The sequence below is a fragment of the Paenibacillus sp. FSL L8-0644 genome, assembly GCF_038008165.1.
GTDB lineage: Bacteria > Bacillota > Bacilli > Paenibacillales > Paenibacillaceae > Paenibacillus > Paenibacillus polymyxa_D.
Map to the genome: position 1 here is coordinate 4,237,006 of NZ_JBBOYN010000001.1, position 19,407 is coordinate 4,256,412.

18 protein-coding genes are annotated in these 19,407 nt (G+C 49.7%); 4 read left to right on the forward strand and 14 right to left on the reverse strand.

Annotation, left to right across the window (positions count from 1 at the left end; all coding sequences use genetic code 11):
• Positions 1–72: 72 nt before the first annotated feature.
• Together NSS94_RS19210 and NSS94_RS19215 are read right to left on the reverse strand one after the other, a co-directional pair.
• On the reverse strand, positions 73–555 hold the full coding sequence (locus NSS94_RS19210; RefSeq protein ID WP_069011022.1) for a hypothetical protein: 483 nt from the start codon (positions 553–555) through the stop codon (positions 73–75).
• 429 nt (positions 556–984) lie between these two features.
• The gene (locus NSS94_RS19215) at positions 985–1,212 is read right to left on the reverse strand and encodes a helix-turn-helix domain-containing protein (protein WP_007431813.1); all 228 of its coding nucleotides are present in this window, start codon (positions 1,210–1,212) and stop codon (positions 985–987) included.
• A 304-nt stretch (positions 1,213–1,516) separates the two neighbouring features.
• On the opposite strand from NSS94_RS19215, the gene efeO reads away from it, so the two are divergent.
• The 3 genes from efeO to NSS94_RS19230 are packed head-to-tail and all read left to right on the forward strand — an operon-like array spanning position 1,517 to position 5,618.
• Positions 1,517–2,395, forward strand: coding sequence for an iron uptake system protein EfeO (gene efeO, locus NSS94_RS19220; RefSeq protein ID WP_341039933.1), 879 nt, complete (start codon positions 1,517–1,519; stop codon positions 2,393–2,395).
• 4 nt (positions 2,396–2,399) lie between these two features.
• Entirely contained in the window at positions 2,400–3,764 is a 1,365-nt protein-coding gene (gene efeB, locus NSS94_RS19225; protein WP_318628038.1) for an iron uptake transporter deferrochelatase/peroxidase subunit, read from the forward strand.
• A gap of 24 nt (positions 3,765–3,788) precedes the next feature.
• Complete coding sequence (locus NSS94_RS19230) at positions 3,789–5,618, forward strand: FTR1 family iron permease (protein ID WP_341039936.1); 1,830 nt, start codon at positions 3,789–3,791, stop codon at positions 5,616–5,618.
• Between the two features lie 212 nt (positions 5,619–5,830).
• On the opposite strand, the gene NSS94_RS19235 is transcribed toward NSS94_RS19230, so the two are convergent.
• The 12 genes from NSS94_RS19235 to NSS94_RS19290 all read right to left on the reverse strand — a co-directional run bounded on the left by NSS94_RS19235 (position 5,831) and on the right by NSS94_RS19290 (position 18,182).
• A complete protein-coding gene (locus NSS94_RS19235) occupies positions 5,831–7,243 on the reverse strand; it encodes a type III PLP-dependent enzyme (RefSeq protein ID WP_341039937.1) in 1,413 nt (470 codons plus the stop codon).
• Between the two features lie 83 nt (positions 7,244–7,326).
• Positions 7,327–8,415, reverse strand: coding sequence for a Gfo/Idh/MocA family protein (locus NSS94_RS19240; protein ID WP_341039938.1), 1,089 nt, complete (start codon positions 8,413–8,415; stop codon positions 7,327–7,329).
• Positions 8,412–9,572 (reverse strand): UDP-glucuronosyltransferase, encoded by a 1,161-nt coding sequence (locus tag NSS94_RS19245; protein ID WP_340956661.1) that lies wholly within the window; start codon positions 9,570–9,572, stop codon positions 8,412–8,414. The genes NSS94_RS19240 and NSS94_RS19245 overlap by 4 nt, the downstream gene beginning before the upstream one ends.
• A gap of 17 nt (positions 9,573–9,589) precedes the next feature.
• Complete coding sequence (locus tag NSS94_RS19250) at positions 9,590–11,122, reverse strand: hypothetical protein (RefSeq protein ID WP_341039940.1); 1,533 nt, start codon at positions 11,120–11,122, stop codon at positions 9,590–9,592.
• A gap of 48 nt (positions 11,123–11,170) precedes the next feature.
• The gene (locus NSS94_RS19255) at positions 11,171–11,983 is read right to left on the reverse strand and encodes an ABC transporter permease (protein WP_013311706.1); all 813 of its coding nucleotides are present in this window, start codon (positions 11,981–11,983) and stop codon (positions 11,171–11,173) included.
• A gap of 1 nt (position 11,984) precedes the next feature.
• Positions 11,985–12,791: an ABC transporter permease gene (locus NSS94_RS19260; RefSeq protein WP_029518331.1), complete on the reverse strand. Its 807-nt coding sequence runs from the start codon at positions 12,789–12,791 to the stop codon at positions 11,985–11,987.
• Positions 12,781–13,773 carry an ABC transporter ATP-binding protein gene (locus NSS94_RS19265; RefSeq protein ID WP_341039942.1) on the reverse strand — a complete coding sequence of 331 codons (993 nt, stop codon included), beginning with the start codon at positions 13,771–13,773 and terminating at the stop codon, positions 12,781–12,783. Before NSS94_RS19265 ends, NSS94_RS19260 begins: the two co-directional genes overlap by 11 nt.
• Positions 13,774–13,842: 69 nt before the next feature.
• On the reverse strand, positions 13,843–14,973 hold the full coding sequence (locus NSS94_RS19270; RefSeq protein WP_209949740.1) for a hypothetical protein: 1,131 nt from the start codon (positions 14,971–14,973) through the stop codon (positions 13,843–13,845).
• Entirely contained in the window at positions 14,966–15,211 is a 246-nt protein-coding gene (locus NSS94_RS19275; protein WP_029518328.1) for an acyl carrier protein, read from the reverse strand. Before NSS94_RS19275 ends, NSS94_RS19270 begins: the two co-directional genes overlap by 8 nt.
• A gap of 17 nt (positions 15,212–15,228) precedes the next feature.
• Complete coding sequence (locus NSS94_RS19280; protein WP_029518327.1) at positions 15,229–16,605, reverse strand: peptide ligase PGM1-related protein; 1,377 nt, start codon at positions 16,603–16,605, stop codon at positions 15,229–15,231.
• A gap of 55 nt (positions 16,606–16,660) precedes the next feature.
• Positions 16,661–17,854, reverse strand: a complete 1,194-nt coding sequence (locus tag NSS94_RS19285) for a radical SAM/SPASM domain-containing protein (RefSeq protein WP_069011016.1) — start codon at positions 17,852–17,854, stop codon at positions 16,661–16,663.
• Between the two features lie 49 nt (positions 17,855–17,903).
• The gene (locus NSS94_RS19290; RefSeq protein WP_013311713.1) at positions 17,904–18,182 is read right to left on the reverse strand and encodes an acyl carrier protein; all 279 of its coding nucleotides are present in this window, start codon (positions 18,180–18,182) and stop codon (positions 17,904–17,906) included.
• Positions 18,183–18,539: 357 nt separating this feature from the next.
• On the opposite strand from NSS94_RS19290, the gene NSS94_RS19295 reads away from it, so the two are divergent.
• A complete protein-coding gene (locus NSS94_RS19295; protein ID WP_069011015.1) occupies positions 18,540–19,406 on the forward strand; it encodes a MurR/RpiR family transcriptional regulator in 867 nt (288 codons plus the stop codon).
• The last annotated feature ends 1 nt before the right edge of the window (position 19,407 follow it).

The following is a 19,407-nucleotide window of genomic DNA, read 5'->3' on the forward strand; positions in this document are numbered from 1 at the left end:
CAAAAGACTTATATCATTTGGGTAGGCACACAAGAATTGTGAGTATATGGTTAGAAAGCAACTGACAATCTGTCAGTTGCTTTGTCTTTCCACATAGTATTTGTTGGTCATGTACCACGCCTTGCCTTTATCCGTATCCACCATGCCCTTTTTACGATCCAGGAACACAATGTTATTACACTCCTTGCATGACCACTTGGTTCTTTTATGCGGTGACTCTTCTATATAGGAAGCACCACATTTACATTCTACCTGAATTAATGTTTTATACTGGCTGTACGCCTCTACCAGTGGGTCCAGCTCTACAGCTTTGTGTTCCATTACAGGCTGTATTATGAATATGTGTTCTCTCTGCTCCGAGTATTCATTATGTACCTTGAAATCTGCTACCAACTCAGGGTTTAAACCAAAATACTGTTTTCCCACAACCGTTACAAACTTGCTGCCAATTCGATATGCTTTGATCCATTCCTGCACCTGCTTACTGGTTAGGTCGACAGTTCCCTTTATACCGCTGTTCAGCGTATAAGTCATCAAGTGTTGGTTGGGTGTCATATGTCTTAACGTTCACCTCCGATCAAGAATATACCACAGGTAGCTCTAGGCAAAAGCTACTTCCTGCTACCTGAAGCAACGAGCTTTTTCTGCCTTGTGATTCTTCTTCAATCCATCTTCCATCCTGTCGTCATGCTGAATACTGTTTTTGTAGGGATTTATATTCTTAGACTATCACCGAATGCATTTCTAGCCTTGTATAACTTTGTGGTAATTCTTCTGATTTGATCACTTCTGCTAGTTTACCATGATCTCCAATGGTAGTTTCTTCCTTCTATATATAGTACATCATTTACACGCAATTTCCCACATATTTCAGCGGTTTAATCGTTTTACTTTTTTATATACCACAAAACAAAAGCCTTCCCGACCACCCTTCATTGTCGAAGGATCATCGAGAAGACTTTGTACCCCGCAAGGAACGAGAGGTCAGATTTTTAATTCGCCAAGCCTGATTAATTCCACGACCGCCTGTGAACGACCTTTTACGTTCAGTTTCTGCATTACATTGGAAATATGGTTTCGGACCGTTTTTTCGCTAATAAATAGCTGTCCGGCGATGTCACGTGTTGTTTTGTCCTGCACGAGCAGTTCAAATACTTCACGTTCACGGTGAGTTAACAAAAACTTGTTTTTATGGTCGTTACCCTTCGTCAATTTCACCCCTCCTTGCTCGGGTTTTGTGTGGTGTAACAAGGTTAAGGGATACAGTCAACACATTTTATGTCATGCGCTTAGGTATGGTTCAATATGCGGATAAAAATGGGCATAGGCACCCTACTAACTCCCTTCGATGGAGGGTTGGACTCTGCGTCTAATTTATGTATTGACAGGCATATGGGCCAGCCTTATGATAAGAAAAACCGCGACTGATAATCATTATCAAAATGATAATTTGATATAGATATCGCAACAGACTATGGTTCAAGGCCAGTTTGGCCAGAAAGGGTGTTCATTGATTATGAAACTACGTTATGCCGTACCGGCCGGAGTGCTGGTCTCTTCTATTCTGTTCGCAGGTTGCGGACAAACCGGAACTGCTACTCAGCAGCCTGCTGCAACGACCAAAGATGCAGGAGCCACAACACAGACAACGACTCCTGCCGCTTCTGCTCCCAATTTTGATCAAGCGGTAGCAGCTTACCGCACCTATGCCATCGAGCAATGCGATACGTTTGTGAAGAAGACAGAAGAATTCACGAACGCGGTCAAAGCTGGCGAGCTGGATAAAGCCAAGGCGCTGTATGCTCCTGCACGCATGTACTATGAACGGATTGAACCAATTGCAGAAGCGCTGGGTGATCTTGACCCAAATATTGATGCACGTGACGGTGATGTGGATGCAGCGGATTGGCGCGGCTTTCACCGGATTGAAAAAACATTATGGGAAGAAAACACAACCAAAGGAATGGACGAGTTCTCCGACCGACTACTGAGTGATGCCAAGCTGCTGCGCGCCAAAGTAGAAACAGTTAATATTGACGCCAGCCTGATGGTAACGGGTGCAGTCGAGTTGTTGAATGAAGTTTCTACCTCGAAGGTGACGGGTGAAGAGGAACGATACTCCCATACGGATTTGTACGACTTTGCAGCCAATGTAGAGGGCGCGCAAAAGATATATGACATTTTGAAAACAGATCTGAACCAAAAAGATGCCGCGTTGGAAAAACAAATCGGTGAGCGCTTTACGACCTTACAGCAGGAGTTGGCTCCTTTCAAGGACGGAGAAGGCTATGTATCGTATACAAAACTGAAACCGGAAGAAGTTAAAAAGCTGAGCCAAAACCTCGATGCCTTGGCAGAACCGTTGTCCCAAATGGGGAAATTGTTAGGAGTGTAATGATATGAAAGGCTTTAAGCGGCAAAAAGGGCAAGAAAAGCCGCAGTATGCGGAATCCCATAATGAACAGGGCGATCTGGTAAAAAAGGATGCGACGCTAGTGAAAGATGATCCGTCAGGAAAAAGCAAATCCGTATCACGCCGAGACCTATTGAAGCTGGCCGGGGTAGGTGGACTAGGTCTCCTGCTTGGCGGCGGGGGCGTGGGAGCCGTGCTGTCAGCCGGTCAACGTCTCGAAAGCATGATGACGGATGCGGATACCAAAGATGTAATCTCTTTTTACGGGAAGCATCAGGCAGGTATTGTGACTCCGGCACAGGATTTCATCTGCTTCGCCGCTTTCGATCTAACAACCAGCGACAAGGAACAGGTGCGTAGCCTCTTCAAAGCCTGGACGGAAGCAAGCACTACAATGACTTCTGGCGTGCTCCTTGGCAACGATAATGAAAACCTCAACCTCCCTCCGTCCGATACGGGCGAGGCGGCAGGATTGTCGCCGTCCCGCACGACGATCACCTTTGGTGTGGGCCCATCCTTTTTTGATGGACGATATGGCCTGGCAGGGCTTAAACCTGCCGGGTTCCGTGAGCTGCCCCGTTTTCAAGGGGATGCCCTAGAGGAGCAATGGTGCGGTGGCGATATCGGAGTGCAGGTATGTGCCAATGACTTGCAGGTCGCTTTCCATGCCCTGCGTAATTTGGCGCGTATCGCCAGAGGAACGGCGGTGCTTCGCTGGACGCAGGAAGGCTTTCAGCGGACTGCACAAGCTGATCCTGCGGGAAGCACACCACGCAATTTGCTGGGCTTCAAGGACGGTACGGGGAACCCGGACACCTCCAAGGCAGACGAGATGAATCGGCTGGTGTGGACACAGACCAGTGACGGACCAGCATGGATGGGCGACGGCAGCTATATGGCTGTACGCCGCGTACGCATGCGGGTAGAGGTGTGGGATCGCTCAACATTGGGCGACCAGGAGGATACTTTTGGACGTCATCGCAGCAGCGGGGCCCCACTCGGTAAGGTCAAGGAGTTCGACAAGCTTGATCTGGCGGCCAAAAATCCAGAAGGCAAGCCAGTTACGCCTCCTACCTCTCATGTGGCTTTGGCTCATGGGGACGGAAGCATTAACATTTTGCGGAGGTCTTATTCGTATTCAAGCGGATTGGACAAGCAAACTGGACAGCTGGATGCCGGGCTGCTGTTCATCAGCTACCAGCGTGATCTGTTCAAGCAGTTCGTTCATATTCAGGAGAAGCTTGCACGCAATGACAAACTGAACGAATACATTGTACACAAAGGCAGTGCGGTGTTCGCCTGCTTCCCGGGTGTATCGCAAGGCGGCTACATCGGGGATACGTTATTTTAGCAGCAGGCAAGGAAGGGGATTTATATGAATCGGCTCAATAAAAGCTTGGGATGGGTGTTTGTGCTGGTGGCGGCACTGCTGCTGACCGTAACTCCGTTCCTATCCGGCTCCGGGTCGGTCGCTTTTGCACAAACAGATACCAAAGCTGTTACCAATGATCAGCTAATGCCTGTGGTGGGCGGAGCACTGGTGGAGGCAGGACAAGCCCAATGGACGGAAGCCTCCAAGGATCTGAAAGAATTCCGCACGCTGTGGGAGACCGCCAAAACGAATGGCGGAGATTCAGCTCACATCACAGCTGTAGATCAAGCACTCACCGATGCGGAGCAGACACTCGCCAGTGGCGGCGGGGAACCAGCGAAAGCTGCCTTATCCGTGCTGGCGCGCTCGGTCAATGAGTACGTCACTGCTGCCGAAGGGGACAAACCAGCCCCGGCTGGAGCTAAAGCAGCAGAAAAACTGCTTCCCATGGCGAAGGGTAGTCTGGCTGCCATGCAAAAAGACGATTGGACTGCTGCTCGGGTGGATTACGATCGAATCGTCAAAGCCTGGTATCAGGTAGAAACACCGATTCGTTTGGACAATTTTCCGGTATACAGTTCGCTCGAAACTAAAATCAGTCTCATTCGCATCTCCATGCAAGCTGAGCCCATTCGCCAAGAACAGGCCCTCAAGGAAATGCAAGAGTTAACGACTTTGTTGTCTGATTATAGTCAGGGCAAGCCTGTGAACACAGGCCAAGGAACAGATGCAGGCAATACGGCTGCCGGAACGGCGAATGGTTCGGTAGCTTCTCTGACCGATGCAGTCACCTTGCTCGAATCCGCACGCCAAGATGCTGTAGCTAATCAATCAGAGCAAGCGGCTGACAAGGTAGTGCAGTTCATCGCTCTGTGGCCTTCCGTCGAAGGACATGTGCAAATTTCCGATCCGACGTCTTACACTGCAATTGAAAATGAAATGACCGAGACTTCCGGATATCTGCTGTCTTCTCCACCGAATACAGACAAAGCCATTCAGACTCTTGATCAGATGCTGGACAGGCTCCGTCCATTAACAGAAGAACGTTCTTACACTGCGTGGGATGCTGCGCTGATTTTGCTGCGTGAGGGTCTGGAGGCCATCCTTGTGCTCGCAGCTCTGCTGGCATATGCCAAAAAAAGTGGCGAAGCCGTGGCTGGACGGTGGATATGGGCAGGAGCTGGAACGGGGCTGGTACTGAGCGGAATTCTGGCAGTGCTGTTCACCACACTGGTGGCAGCAGCCGCATCGGGCAGCATGCGTGAGTTGCTGGAAGGTGTCACCGGACTGGTGGCGGTCGTGCTGATGCTGACCGTTGGTAGCTGGTTGCATAGCAAATCCAACGCTGCCGCATGGAACCGCTTTGTGGAAAACAGCGTGGGTAACGCGCTGGCACGGGGAAGCCTGTGGTCGCTATTTGCGGTTTCTGCGCTCGCAATTCTGCGTGAAGGAGCCGAGACAGCTATCTTTTATGTCGGTATGGCTCCAGCCATCGAAACCTCGCAATTGCTGATTGGCATTGGCTCGGCGACGGTTATTCTGGTCATTCTGGCGTTTGCGATCATTAAATTCAGTGTACGATTGCCAATTCGCGTCTTTTTCCTGACTGCAACTGTACTGATTTACTATCTCGTATTCCGATTTCTGGGCGAAAGTATTCATTCGCTTCAGGTGGCAGGCAAGCTTCCGGGGCACACTGCCTCCTCGCTTCCGTCCATTAGCTGGCTGGGTATGTATCCAACTTGGGAAACATTTGTCCCACAAGTCGCTGTACTGATCTTTATGGTATGGCAACTTGTGCGTCAGGAAATGCGCAGTTCCAGGCAACATTAAGTCGATACTACCCTACTCATCCTATAAAAAACGCCAAATCACAGGTCCGATTTGTATCGGTCTCATGAGTTTGGCGTTTTTTTACAAACTTATAGCATTTTGCATCATTCGATTCCCAGCGCTCGTAAGTACAATATATACACGAACTAAAGCGTTTCGATCTATATATTGCTGATTTAAAAACACTCTTGGGATTTATGCAAAATGCTCACTTACAGCACATCCTCAGGCAACGGAATCATGCGCTGATGATGCAGCAGGTCCGCGCGGTCACCGTGTTCACGAATGACATGCACCTCCCCACGAAAATCGAGCAACTCCGCCGGGGTAGCATGTCCCAGAAATTGTAGTGGACTATAGCTTAATCCATAGGCACCTGCATTCGGAAAAGCAATATAATCGCCCTCATGAATCGGAGGAAGCTGCGCTTTTTTCACAATACAATCCTCGGGTGTACAAAGCGGACCGACAATGCTTACCGTCTCAAGCTCCATGGATGTTTCTTGCAGAGGCCCTCCTATTCGGTTTGGAACCTCTTCTAAAGATTGTTCGACAGCAACAGCTGTTTGAGCAGAAGCGTCTCTCTGTCCCATCCATAGGGTTGCTTCCACTTCTCGTTCTTTGGGTTCTTTCGATTCTCCCGCTTGTCTGCGCATAATACGCACCGGGTAGTTGTCCCTAATGCGGCGTCCTCGAAAAGTAGCTGCGACGTAGTGATTCATGCCACCATCAGCGACGACAAACTTCTCTCCCTTGGATTCCTTGGTATACAATGCTCGGCAGACATACATGCCCGATTGAGCAACCAGATACCTGCCGCTTTCGATGATTAGCTTAACCCCGGGCATGCGGGTTTGGGTCTGCTCCGCGAGTGCGTTCAGTCCGTCAATGACGTGATCCATATCGAGCGGTTGCTCATGAGCAAAATAAGGTACACCAAACCCGCCGCCCAAATTGACCGTATGCATTGCCACACCATACTGAGCCTGTACCCGTTCTGCCAACTGCAGCGTATTCGCAAACGAAGCTAAGATCTGATCCGACTTCAACATTTGCGTACCTGTATATACCTGAATACCTAGAAAATTGACGTGTGGGCAATCTTCCAGCACCTTAAAAAATTGATCCAGCTGTCCTTCATCCACTCCAAAGGGGCGCGGAACACCGCCCATTTTAATCGTTGCTCCAGACAGATCGTTATCGGGATTGATGCGAACTGCTGCCCTGACAAACTGGCCCGCTTGGGCAGCAATGTCCTCCAGCAGACGCAGCTCCCTCACCGATTCGACATGAATACAGCCGATTCCATAGGCAATCGCCTCGTTCAGCTCGGCTACTGTTTTTCCCGGTCCGGCGTACAGCACGTCTTCCGCAGCATACCCGGCCTCCATAGCGACGAACATTTCTCCGGCCGAAGCAATCTCAACACCACAACCTAACGAGCGCAGCAACCCAGCCAAGGCTACGTTACCATTAGCCTTGAGCGCGTAATGTACACGCACAGCCGGGTGCAATCGGGACAGCAACGAGCTGACATGAGCATGCAGCGCGTCCCCGTCATAATAGTAAAATGGCGTCGGATGCTCGCCGAATCGTTCCAGTAAGGCTTCGTCCTTTTTATCCATCTACTGAATTCCCCTCCTCTCTTTGCCTTGATACTCCGTATTTTGCATCATTCGCTTCCCACCGCTCGAAAACACAATCATGCTCATACTGCATAGATCGTCTCGCCCGAGCGTGCTGCTTCATGAATGGCTGCCAGCAGTCTGACGCGTTCCGCAGCCTCGCGAAATGGTATGGGCTCCGCTTCTCCCCGGATGATACCGCAAAAGGTATTCAACTGATTGACATAATAGTTCATAGGCTCGAAAACCGTTTTGGTATACGAAGATGTCTGTGATAACACAGGCAGTGCGTCCGCATCCGCTATATTTGACGCGATATTCTTTTTGATCTCCGTCTTGAGTGTCATTTTATAAAAGCCTAAATTTGCTCGAAAGCAGTCCTTTAAAGTGACTACTGCCGAATCAAAGGTCAGTACATGAGCACAGCGATAAGGGCGCTCGAATGAAAAGAGGGCAGATGCCTCCAATCCACTCGGATAACGGGCTTGCGCACGAAATGTCCAGTCACAGCCATGAGGACCATCGAAATCCGATTGACTGTGGAATTCCGCCTGATCTAATCCAACGACGGCCTGGAGCAATTGGAGCCAGTACACGCCTAAATCCCAAAAACATCCCCCACCCTGCTCCGGACGGGATCTGTAATTGTCCGCATGCCCTTCTTTTGCCGGAATACATAAACTCGTCTCTATGGAGCATAAACGACCATAACGCCCCGATTCTACGATCCTCCGCAGCTCACGCTGCCACGGATGGTGCTGCACCATGACACCCTCCAGCAGGTGAACGTTACTCTGCTCGACTATAGCTGCCAAGGGTGCCAGATCAGCCGTATTCAGGCATAACGGCTTTTCCACCAGCACATGCTTATGGGCCCGTAGTGCTTTGCCAATCCACTCGGCATGCAAGTCGTTGCTGAGTGCAATATATACAGCGTCGATCTCCGGGTCCTTTAGCATATCCTCAGCATGCCGATAAACGACACTGACGCCAAAACGATCTGCCATTTCTCCTGCCTTGGCAACCGTGCGGTTCGCAAGCGCGGTCACGCGTGCCCCTGCAACATGTCGGATCGGTTCCAGCAACGCACGGGGAGCAATGGCAGAACAGCCAATGATCCCAAAGCGAATATCTCGCATCGCAGGCTCTTGCGCAGCCGCCGCAGCGTTCATGACCCCTGCTCCATTCCCGGTGAGCCTGCTGGCATTTGGATGCTATTCACATAGGACTCTATATAACGCGGCGTTCGACTGCGCAGCTCTACGATCCTGCGATGCATATCTTCCAGTATCTGAGCACTGCCATCATAGGTTTGTATCCACGTATCGTACCGCATACCAAGTCCCAGCCGTTCCCATAGATCTGCATTATGCTTTTCATGTACACCAAATGGCTCCAGCATAATGAGTGGAGTGGCTGTAGCGAACGAATCGGTTAGGCTACCACCTCCTGGCTTGCTGACAATGGCCTGGACACGACATGCTTGGTCCAGCATGTTATGGTAATCCGGTCCGACCTGATACACGGTCTTCTCGCCCTTTTTCACCTCTCCGAAAGGCGGAAATGTATGCTCCCCGGCTTCATTACGCTGCCATGTCCTCCACTGCGGATCCATCTGAAAATAGCGTATACTGTCCCGCTGTTCATCCGGTTGATCCTGATCATACAACAGCAGATCCAGCTCCCAGCCCGCTTCTTCCAACCGTCCAACCTTGTCACGGTAGGTGCCCATCCCCCAACCGCCACCATGTACGAATAAGCGGGATTGCCGTGCTTCAAACGGTACATACTCCACGGCCGGTACATCAATATAGTGGCTGACTCTATTCTTATCATTTTCAAAAAGGGCCATTTCTCCACAGCCATCCGCAAAACGCGGGTTATGCTTGGCTAGATTTTTCCAGGAAGGAGAAGGTGTCGAATCCATGTACACGATGTCCACATGCACCGACTCCGGTTCTCTGCGCTTACGATACTCCTCCAGTACATACATCCAATGACCGGATAAGCATATAAAATACCGCCGATCCTCCTCCATCCATTGGTTCAGCAGCACTTCCATCGCAGCGAAATCCAGTGAATTACGCATATCTTGCGGAACCTTCTGAGACATTAAGGCCACCGCAAAATTGTCATGGTAAGCTTTGCGGCTTTTGTCGACCTTGAGTCGGGCCGATTCTGGCAGTACATTTTCAAATACATGAATCGCCGTATCCACGCCCAGCCTGCGAAGACCCGCTTGCAGCAGCAAGCCAGGGGTATAAAAGCCCAATCCGAAACCGGAACACAAAATCGTTACCTTCATAAGCTTATCCGTACTCTTACGCATGCTCATACGCCTCCCGTTTAATTCAGCACTGTAAAATGATGCTCTGCCAAAAAACGCTCCAGCTTTGTAGTCAATTGCATTTTATCCTCATCGCTCGCAGCAACTAGCTCTAAATAAAGACGCCCCTTGCCTCGTGCCCTTTCGCTTCCACCCGTTTCTTTTTTACCATTCAAGTCCGGCTTAGCCATGCCGTTCCCTTCTGATCCGCCATCGCTGGCCCCAATCCCGCTCACACGAACCTGCTTGGCAGGCGATCTGCCTCCGCGCCCGGTTGCATTTCTGCTTGGCTTACTTGTATGGCCCACAATCTTGTTCTCGCCATCTCGTCCACCTGTGTTCACATATAACGTATTGGCACCCAGAGGCATGACACCTTCTTCACGTTCACCTGTGAACAACAATCCTTCACCTTTCAGCCCTTCCAGCAGTTCTTCATAGGATAGACTGCCATCATGAGATAGTGAATAATTCGTCAGTGTGCCACGCATATTTTTCCCGGACAGAAAGGTATCGAGCTGATGCTTGATCAAACTCATCGACTTTCTGGCATTAATTTCGATAATAGGCTCCAGCTTCCCACCACGAAGTGTCATGGAATCAATGCAAACATCGCCGTAATAACCATCCTGATACAATTGCCGCCCCACGTCCTGCATTAAGCTAAAATAGCCCTCGCGCTCCAGCCGCTCCAAAAAGGCCCCGTCCGGCGACAAGGATTCCCGATAAGAGAATTGAGTATTAGCCAGCCATTGTACAGATATGATATCGACACTTCCATCATCACCAATCGTAAATTGGCATGAAAAATCCTGCTCCTTCTCCTGGAAAGGCTCCAAAAGGAAAAGCACCTGTTTGCCTTTGCGCTCCTGTCCACGTAAATACGATACGATCCGGTCTAGCATTTGTGTCGAGGTAATGTGCAGGTTTCCTTTGCCCGATACGCCAAAATCATCCTTGATTAAAAAGCTTCCATCCCGTAGCAGCTTACGCCCCGCCTCAGCGACATCTGCAAACGAAGTCACAATATAGCCCGGGTTGCGCAAACCGAGGCTGCGTTTCAGCTCAGAGGAATACGTTTTGGCATTTACCTTGCGAATCGTTTCCAGGGGTGGCTGATGCAGTGTTATTCCCCAAGCACGTGCAGCCTCCTCCACATGCGGTAAACCCGCAAACGGGCTAAGCACACAGCCTTCCAGTTGAGGAAACCCCTCTCCAGCATCGGCCTTGCGACTGCCCAGCAGTTCAAATACTGAAGCAGCCGATACGTTGCCTGCACGCTCCATTCCGTCGGTCAAATCTCGTTCGTTGACAGCCGGATGAAAGCCCAACTGCGCGATATACTGACGATGTACGGGCGAAATGGCATAACGGGTCAATAACGCATCTCCCGGCTGGCAAAAGCTGAACAGCAGTTCATCCATGGCTGCTACAATCGCAGAAGAAGCCCGGTCAGGCAGGGTTGGCAGGGAAGCTAACTGGGCATCCCGCCAGTAAGCCTCCGCTTCGAACGTTCCCATATACAAATGACGCTGATTCGGTATCGCATTCATATGATTCGCTTCCTTTCCTGCTTCATTTTGGCCCACTACACGGTAGCGCTACTGGCTCGCGCTCGTATAATCACGTAAAGCAAACTGCCATATCAGGCGGATGATCGCCAGCAGCCAGAGAGGTGCGAGAAATGCCCATACCACTAACCCGGTTTCCATTTTGCCGAGAATGAACATGGGCGGAAAATTACAAATGACAAACACCGGAAGCACGAACAAACCGATACGCTGAATCAGATTACTGTACACGGCCATCGGCACATAGTTTGTCTCGAAAATGCTGTTGGATAGCTCCGTAACGCCGTTCGTGCGGATAATCCAGAAGGCTAGCAGTTGGGGGAGCAAAAATACGGAGTATGCCGTTAGCACTCCGCATCCGAGCAGCACAGAGAACCCTCCCGCAGTTTCAAAATTAAACGGCAATCCGAGTCGATACCAGCCGATCCCCGTCATAATTCCGCCGCCAATTACATTTGGCACGGTATAGCCCAGTTCAAATTGACGCAGTGTCACCATAAATTGCAGCGATACGGGTTTGGTCATGAGCACATCCAGTGAGCCGGTACGAATTTTGTCAGGCAGGCTTGTAAAATTACTGTAGAACAATCCACTATAAAATCCGCTCATCATCGTAAACACGCCGATATATAACAATATGGCGTCAGGAGACCAGCCGTTAATGTCCGTCCCGGCGCGGTATGGTACCGATGCGTACAGCAGCTTGATGAGTAAATAAGCCGTTTCAACCAGAAATGCAGTTATAAAATTAATGCGGTATTCCATCTGCGACATGACGGAAAACTGGACAAACTTCCAGTACAGTCTGATGTAGCGCCTAACGTTTCGGAAAACATTTTTCATGTTACCCCCCCACCGAGACAAAGCGTTTGACCCCGGCTTGCCACACCCAGCGTGATAGGGCCGCCAGCGCTACAATCCAGAGCCATTGTACGCCAATGCCTTTAGCGGCTTCCAGTACAGTCAGCTTGCCCGTCAACGCATTCACCGGAAAAAATACGGTGTAGCTGAACGGTAGCAGACTGAACAGACGGGCCAAAACATCTCCAAAAATCGTCAGCGGAAACACGGTACCGCTAGCTACATAAATGACAAGAGACAGCGTATAAAATAGTCCCGCCGATTCCGTCACCCAAAAGGCTATGCCGCTCAACGCATAATAGACCACAAAATTAAGCACAAGCGCTCCCGGCAACGCCAATATGTAAAGCAAGATGTACGATAGCCCGAAGCTGATTTGTCCTTCCAGGCTAAGACATAACAGCAAAATAGCAGCCGCCAGCAGCACGACCGCGGACTGTATGACTTTGCCTCCGATAAACCGGCAAAAACGGTAAGCGAAATAATGCACAGGCTGTACCATGAATTTTGCCAGTCCACCTTCCTTGATATCTGTAGCAATTTCATATTCAAAGCCCGTAGCAATCAGTTTTCCAGTGACTCCCGCCATGACCACATACACTAGCATTTCTGGCAGAGAATAACCCAGCACTCTTGCTTGTCCCGAAGAACCAAATACAGCTAGCCAGAGAAAAATTTGCGTCATGATGGGCAGCATAAATCCCGCCATTTGGAGCCAATAATTAGCCCGATACTCCATTTCATTTTGCATGCCGAGCTGGAGTACCTTCACATATTTGTTATTTCGCATCGGCCAGCCTGCCCCCATCATACAAATTGGCTATCCCCTCTTCCAGCGGGACGTCCTCAATCGTAAAATCAACGACAGGCAGTGCGTCCAAAATCTTTTTGGACCAAGCCAAGGTATCTTCTGCATCCAGCTCGAATACCGCCTCCAGCTCCGAGTTGGAGCGAAGTTTGCCGAGGCTCGCCAACGTTAGGTTGGATACAGGGGTCTCCAGTCGAACCTTGAGCAATTTACGGGCACCGATGACCTCGTTCACCTTGTGTAAGTCTCCGTCATAGACCAATCTGCCCCCGCTGATAATGATGGATCTACTGCACAAATCCTCAATATCCTTCATATAGTGGCTTGTCAGCAGGATGGTCGTCCGGTGCTTGCGGTTATAGGCTTTGAAAAACTCTCGAATCCGCCGCTGAGAAACAAGGTCCAGTCCGATGGTCGGCTCATCCAGCAAAATGACCCGTGGACGATGCAGCAGCGCAGCGATCAGTTCCATTTTCATACGCTCACCGAGAGACAGCCGCCGAACCTGCACATGAAGCTGCTCCTCCACCCCAAGCAAAGTGACCAGTTCATCCAGTGCCTCTTTATAACGGTTTTCATCGATTTCATAGATAAGCTTGTTCAGCTCGAATGACTCGCTTGCAGGCAAATCCCACCAGAGCTGGTTTTTCTGTCCCATTACAATGGAAAATTGACGTTTAAACTCTTTTTGTCGTTTCCACGGGGTAAAGCCGAGTACCGATGCCTCCCCGTCCGTGGGATGGAGAATGCCAGACAGCATTTTGAGCGTCGTTGTTTTGCCTGCCCCGTTTGGACCGAGAAATCCGACAATTTCCCCCTCCTCAATGCTAAAGCTGACATTTTGCACAGCCTCTTTGGTCAGCTGCTCACGCCTGAACAAGTTTTGCAACGATTTGCGCACGCCCGGCTCCTTTTTGTAGTACGTAAATGTTTTCGACAATTGGTTTAATGTAATGGACGGCAATTAATCCCCCTCCTCTTTCCTCTGTGCAGGACACCTGGATGAACGGTCTGATACGACCGAATGCTTGGACTACTCGGCTGCTTGCTCTGCTAAAATCATCAGTTCCTCCAGCATATGCCGCTGTCTTTCAATTAAATGCAAAGCTCGTTCCGTAATCTCAGGCATCCGATGCTTGCGCAGTTGAAGCCCTGTTTTGTAAATATGCAGATTAAGCTTGTGCCAATCCGCGTACAGCCCCTGTGCCAATTCAATTACATGCTGTGTTTGTGGCCCCAGCGTGGCTTGGTGCAGCAGGCAATAATCAGCTGTATAATCCGTCAAATGAAGAGCACTGCCCAATCGCAGATTGTAATAGATTTCATGACAGTACGTCCGAAAATCCTGATCCTCCATGTCTGCCAACAGACGGAAGTCATCAACAAATGCCCGGTACCCCTCATCTCCCCGCTTGACCTGCTTGCCTGTTACAGCTTTCCCCGTTTGACTGACCGACTCATTAGACGTAGGTACGCCTCTCCAGATGGCTTCGTGTCCAGTCAAATACTGTCGTATATGGTGAGCACACGCAGCATGCATCTCACTTGGCGAAAGCGGGGCAGGCTGCTCCACCAGCCATGCATACTCAATAATGCCCTGCATCAGATCGTCGAGCCGGGCTGAGCCCACATAAGTCATGGCATGTCCCGAGGAATCGAGCAGGAAGCTATCATTCACCTGTGCTGTCCGTTCTTGCAAGTCCAACCCGCACAACTCAATCACGTGGCCCCTTGGGTAATTTTTCACATATACATCGTGATAGGTTAAAGCGGTGCTTGACGTATGCAGCATGGTACCGTAGCCCGATGTAAGTACCCGCAACAAGTCGGTTTCATCACTGACACCAGCGACCCACGGTTCCACCCGAATAACAGGTCCACCACTGGCTGCCATTTCTTGAAGCTGCTCCGGATATTTCTCAGGCCCGAAGCGCTTCAAATCTCCACCATACTCTGCGCACATACTCCCACACAGCATGAATAGCTCGGATTCGGCCATGGTCACCCCGTACCTCCGCAATGAGGTACGCAGGGAAGAATATACACAATGCTTCCCTGGAAGAGCGTTTGCCACTTCTTCTGTACCATAGTCCACAACGGAATTTTGACGAGTCTCCATATCGGATCCCTGCATCAACCTTGTCTTTTCGGCGCCCTTATGCATATTTGCTCAGCAGACGCTCAATGCCTTGCAGTGTAGATAGATGCTCCAGCACTAGATCGTCGTCCTCCATCGTAATATCAAGCTCATTTTCCAACTCTACAATTAATTCCACAGCGGATAAGGAATTCAGCCCCAAGGTTCGCAAATCTTGATCCGGAGTCAACTGTTCCAGCTCGCCCGGAGCCAGCTTCAAAATCTTTTCCAGCAAGGGTACTACATGGTATACATCTGTTTTCATTCTTGATTCCCTCCCATTTATGAGCATCCTAATCCAGCAATGATACCTTCCAATTTGTGCGCATACGCATCAGCTTCCTGCCAGCTGTCTGCCAAAATAAGTGTGAAAATCCGGTTCACATAGCCCCGCTTCACAGGGATACCAGACAATGTACCCGCCGTATACACAAACACCCCTTCTGGACGTTCGGGCGTATAGAGCAAGCCTTCCTCCGCGAGCAGCCCGCACAAGCGGCTGTAGGTGAGAGGTGTAGCGGTAACGTTGCGATAATAACGGGATAATGTTTTGTGCTGCTCTCCCAAGACGGATGACAGGAACGAAATATAGGTAGACAACGTAAACCTACCGTTAATCTCAATGACTGGAACCAGCAAACCTTCTTCGTCAACAAAACCGTCAATAGAGGCCATTCCCGTATACCCAATGGAATAGAGATACGTACCCAGCTGATAGGCGCAGCGTCTCACTTCTTCCTCCAGCGCATCGCCAATCTCAGCCGGCACTTGAGATCCGATATACACGGTGCCATCCACGTTTTGCCTTTTTAGCGAAAACATCGTCACACCACCGCCCTCGTCAATACAGAGCTGGTAGTTCAGATCCATCTGCTTATTGTGCCAGCGCTCCACCAGCCAGCCGCCGGATGATGGCGACGAGCCGCCAAAGCGCCTCATCACACTCAGCAGCGTGTCCAGCTTGGACAGCTCGTCCAGCATATACATGCCTTGTCCCGAGGCACCGTGCGGCTGCTTGATAATCAGCTTCACAGGTCCATCCGATAAGTCAGCCAGTCTGGCACACTCCCTGCGGATCGCCGATTCGTCTGTACATACAGCGCCTTCGCTGACAGCAAAACCAAGCTTTTGCGCGGTCAGGCGGCTGAATATTTTATCATTCACCTGAGCACTGACCGCGGATGGAGCGCCGATCAACTCCAGCCCGCAAAGCTCCGCAATCGCTTCCTCCTGCGGTGTGACCGCATAGGGGACGAGCCACGCTTTGGCTCCACTGCTGCTGTGGCCTGCATCTGCAACCGTACGCAGTCGTGCCAAAAGCGCCTCATCCGCCAGCACCAGCTCTGAAATCGGCGTTAGCGGATCAGAAGGCTCTGGCACCTCAATACGCGGCAGGCTAAAGCCCAACCGTTGAAGCATGTCCAGAAACGCCTCATCCGGATATTCCCGAAGTACAATGACATCCTGACTTCGACATAGCAGAAGGTTCATTTCCTCCATCCGATTTACGACCTGCTGTTCATCCCGGTCTACCATGCCCCCCTTGCGGGGGGATGGATGCCATACTTGCTCTGCACCGATATTAAACAGCCAAATCAGGACTCCATGGTCCCGTTCATGCGCAAGCGCTTCCACAAGGTTAATTGTTTTAGTCGTCACGACTTATCATCATCCCTCTCTCTTCCATCCAGTAACAAACAACATTCATAGAAAGCTAAATGTATTTCAGAGAGCCTGCCCCGTGCAGATACAATACGCTGCATTTGGAGCACACCGGAGTCAATCCTTCATGATTAATCTTTTGACGGGTTTTCTCATACGCTTCCGAGTTCCATATCTCCTTCAGACTGTGCTCACGCATGCTTCCAATCGTGAACTCACTGAAAAATTTGCAAGGCATGACCTTCCCGTCTGGTAAAATATCTGTTCTGGAGGTGAGCGCCAAACAATGATTGGAACAACGGCTGACCATTTCCTCACCATGTATAAATTTATCAATTTCCTCATAATCCAAACCGGGCTGATAGCGCACGCGAATGTTCCATACTCGCTCATTGATCCGCTGTAGTTCCTGCATCAGAGGATCGATGTTATCCGGGTTGATTTTATATTTGAAAGCATGCCAGCTACTAATATTTTTTTCTTCGAGTTGTCGGAGCCAAGAAAAATTACGTGTAAAATATTCATCCATTTTGAGGGAGGTCTCTTTGGAAATGTACCAGGGGAACGTCAGCAGCACCAGATCCAGCCTTTTGTCCTCCAGCATTTGCAGAAATTCGTACATCCGTCCGATCATGTTATCGTTAATGACCGCATGGACAGTTACCCGTCCCTTGTACAATCCCTGGTCGCGCAGTTCAATCAGCTTATCCATCTGCCGCATTGTTTTTTGAAAGGTGCCTTTACCGCGAATTAGGTCGTGTTCTCTTTCAAAACCTTCAATCGCTATTAATAACTCCAGATTTTCGGACAAATCCAAAATCCGGTCCAAATATTTATCAATAAGTAATCCATTTGTACAAAAGGTCATTTCGCGCCGATCTTCCGCCAGCACGTCCAAAATTTCATCAAAACGCCGATGAAACATTGGTTCGCCGCCCCACATGTACAGTCTGGACTTGGCTTCCTTGGTTTCGCTCAAAATTTGCCGGAGCATGTCTGGAGCAAGATCCATGTTTTGTTCTTCTTTATCCATTTGGTGATGGTAGCCTTCCTCGTTCCATTCAAAGCAGTGGGTACATCTCAGGTTGCAGCGGTTAGTCAGCTTAATGCCGATCGTCTGGGGCATGTCCGTTTTGAAAGCAGGGTCCTGTGTGGCGTTACGGTAAGATACAGAAGCGTTTTTCAGGTTACGCTTGATGAGCTTGAACGCTTTCTCATCAATCAGCACATTGCTTTTGGGCTGCATGCTAACACCTCGTTTAATGGATTTTCAGGCACATGTACCTAGCTGTACGTCAGACCGTCTCCATTCCCTCCAGATGCGGCGCTTGTTCCGCATCGCTGATCCCCTGAATGTAGCTGCAAAACGCATCTACCGAGCTCAAATGCTCCAGTTCAAAGGAATCAAAATCAATCTCCACATCAAATGCATCCTCCACTTGCAGCATGAAATGAACCAACTGCAACGAATCCAGTCCCGCATCATGAATAATGTCCGAATGTCCATCCAGCTTTGCGACCAGTTCAGGATCTTCCTTGACTGCGCTGATCATTTCAATCACTTGGCTTTGCATAGCAAACTCCTCCTTGTGAATGAGATTCTGTTCGTTCCACCCAACGATGCCCTCTGCAAAGAAAGCTCCTAGAAAAATTCCTTCACTGGAACTTTATTCAATTATACTCCTCCAATGAAGAGACAAGTCAATAGGTTGTTTTGTAAGTAAAACTCGCAATATGTAAATTAATGTATGATAACTTCTACAATTTTCGCTGGCTATTTTTTCGCAAAATTTAATAAAAATTCTTCTCACATCTCTTGCATGAGCGACAGAATTATTTTACAATACACGTGAAAATGTTTTTCTTAATATCATTCTTATAAACGATATTTATTTTCACGCAAATACTCTACAGCCAAAGGAGCACAGCTCATGTCCCCCATTCTTCATACATTAGCCCAAAGACTGGAGCTGCTTCCCGTACAGGAGCGCAAGCTGACGGAATCCATCCTGCAATCCCCGGAAGATGTGTTACATCTGGGTATTCGGGAGCTGTCAGAGCGTTGTGGTGTGAGTGCAGCGACCGTTACGCGGTTTTGCAAATCACTACATTTTAAAGGCTATCCCGATTTCAAAATGAAGCTGGCCGCCGAGTTGTCCCATTCCAACCGTAATGGTGAAGAATCCTATCAGGATATTGTCGCCGGAAATTCACTTCCCCGAATCGTGCAAGCTATTCAGGCGAACCACACCGCATCCATTGCAGACACGACCCGACTGCTGGATTACGACAAGCTGGAGCAGGCTATTGCATGGCTGTCAGCCACGAGCCGCATTGATCTCTATGGGATGGCGACATCGTCGATTGTGGCGCAGGATTTTTACCAGAAGCTCATCCGTATTGGCAAGAACAGCACTGCCTTTGCAGATTCACATATGCAGATTACCTCTGCCTCCTCGCTCGGAGTGGGAGATGTCGCCTTTGCCGTCTCTTATTCAGGAGAAACCCAGGAGACCATTGCGGCTCTACGCTGCGCCAAGGAACAAGGGGCCAAGACACTATCCCTGACCTCCTTCGGAAACAACACGCTGGCAGGCCTTGCGGATATTGCGCTATTTTCCTCCTCATTGGAGGAAGGAATGCGACGTGGGGATATGGCCTCCCGCATCGCCCAGCTTCATATCATAGATATTCTGTTTACAGGTATGGTGAGCGCGGATTTTGACAAATATATTCCGAGATTGGAAGGTTCATATCAACAAGTGAGCAAGCTCAAAAAACAACCGGGAGGTCACTAAG